Below are 1,793 nucleotides of genomic sequence, written 5' to 3'. Positions count from 1 at the left end.
TCCTTTAATAGAACTACCTCCAATCGGTGGATTATCGGGATGATGGATACGCTCCCAAGTTGTACCGTCGAAGCGGGCGATGTCTTTGGAGCCGATAGACCACAGTACGCCATCTGCCGCGTCGATCACGTTGGCATCTTGTAATTCCGGCACCAATCCGGTGCGAACTTCTTTAATCGCAGTGCCATCATAAACATACAAACCAAGATTACTGGCAAGGTATATCCTGTCGTTGAACTTAGTCAGCGAATAAAATAGTTGGTTGTCGTCGATGCTGCTCAGATCTTTGAAACCATTGATCCAATTACCAAACAACAACGTACCATTAGTACCGCATATCCAGATTTTTTTATTGTCGTCAACATGGATCGCAGTCAGACGTTCTGTCGTTGGCAAGATAAGGGTAGACCATTGCTTTCCATCCCAGTGGTATAGCCTCCCCTCCAAACCGTATGCCCCTGGAATGCCGCCACAAATATAAATGTCATCTTCAGTTGCGCCATTGATATCTGCCAGCAGTAGCCGATCTTCGACCGTGGGCAATTGCAATATGCCATCATCCATATGCTCCCAATGGTTTGCCCCGAGTCGTTTATACACTTGCCCAGCACCACCCACCGCATATAGATGATCGCCTATCTGACGTAGCCTACGCATATAGCCCCAGCCTTTTGCATCGGTAGAATAAACTCCAGCGCCAGGAATTTTTTCAACTATTGGATTTCGTGAAGAACAAATAAACTCAATGCTCCCTTCATTAGATAATGCCAATAATTGCCATTCTGTGTCATCATTTTCAACGAAAATTTCTAGTCCAGCATTCCACCAATCAACATCATGCTTTGACCATAAATGATTCGCTTGAAAATCAAGAATGCATAACCGCGTATGTTGTGAATACGCGGGCATAGAATCGAGCGAACCAGATATGTATATACTATCTTTATCTAGCGCTTTTGCATTTGTGAATTCTAAATCGGCACTCATTTTTTCTTTCCTTTTCTTATACGGGTATCACGACTGGATTCGTGTGCTCCACCATCTTCTAATGTTGCCCTTGCCTCGCCCTTCGGCAAAGCCTGCGTAGTTCGCCCGTATTTATTTTTATCGACGCCCTTGAAAGCCTCATCCACTTTTCGCTTAATTTCATCTTTGCAATGAGGTTTAACTTTAGCAACCTCATCCGTGGAAATATCAAGTATCTCACCCATGGTCGCTAAGCCGTTCGGGCCGTTATCTGCGCGTAGACCCGCTGCCGCTATTTTTGGATCTGTACCTTCATGCGCCTGATTATGCTCACTACCATTTGTCTTACTGCCTCCACTTAAACAAATACTTGGTCCGTCATCTAAGGACGGCATACCTGGAATACGTGCCTGCGTATTTTTACGATTACCATACCGCAAAGCATAGTCCGGTACTATGTGATGGGCTTGCTGTCCCTTTGGACATTTTTGATCTTTGTAAGGTTTAATTCCACAATCATTATCGCCGCCACTTCCAACAACCTTGACCCCATCACCTGGAGGCGACGCATCATTCTTTTTGTCACTTTTCTTGGCCTCTTTCTTCGCGTCTTTCTTCCCTTCCGCTAGCTCACTTTTGACCGCATTCTTCTCTGCATTGAGTTCTGCTTTCGCTGCACTGGTCTCGGCTTTGACGGCGTTGATTTCTCCTTTTAATCCTGGAATCAATTTCGTGATTTTATCGATCTTGCTCATCACCATGCGTTGTGCATAGGCGCTTGCTAGCGCGACCATGTTGGGTAACTTGCCGCTGGTGGCAAATTCTGC

At 45.5% G+C, this 1,793-nt stretch carries 2 protein-coding genes; both read right to left on the bottom strand.

Features of this window, described 5'->3' with window-relative positions; all coding sequences use genetic code 11:
• On the bottom strand, positions 1 to 987 hold a 987-nt coding region (locus AAKU61_RS22555), incomplete at its 3' end, for a beta propeller repeat protein (protein ID WP_503012680.1).
• Positions 984 to 1,793: hypothetical protein (locus AAKU61_RS22550; protein WP_354335868.1), on the bottom strand; the 810-nt coding region annotated here is incomplete at its 5' end. The genes AAKU61_RS22550 and AAKU61_RS22555, both read right to left, overlap by 4 nt.

Source organism: Undibacterium sp. GrIS 1.2, from assembly GCF_040544435.1.
Classification (GTDB): Bacteria; Pseudomonadota; Gammaproteobacteria; order Burkholderiales; family Burkholderiaceae_D; genus Undibacterium.
This window is presented reverse-complemented; position numbering and strand designations above follow the sequence as displayed.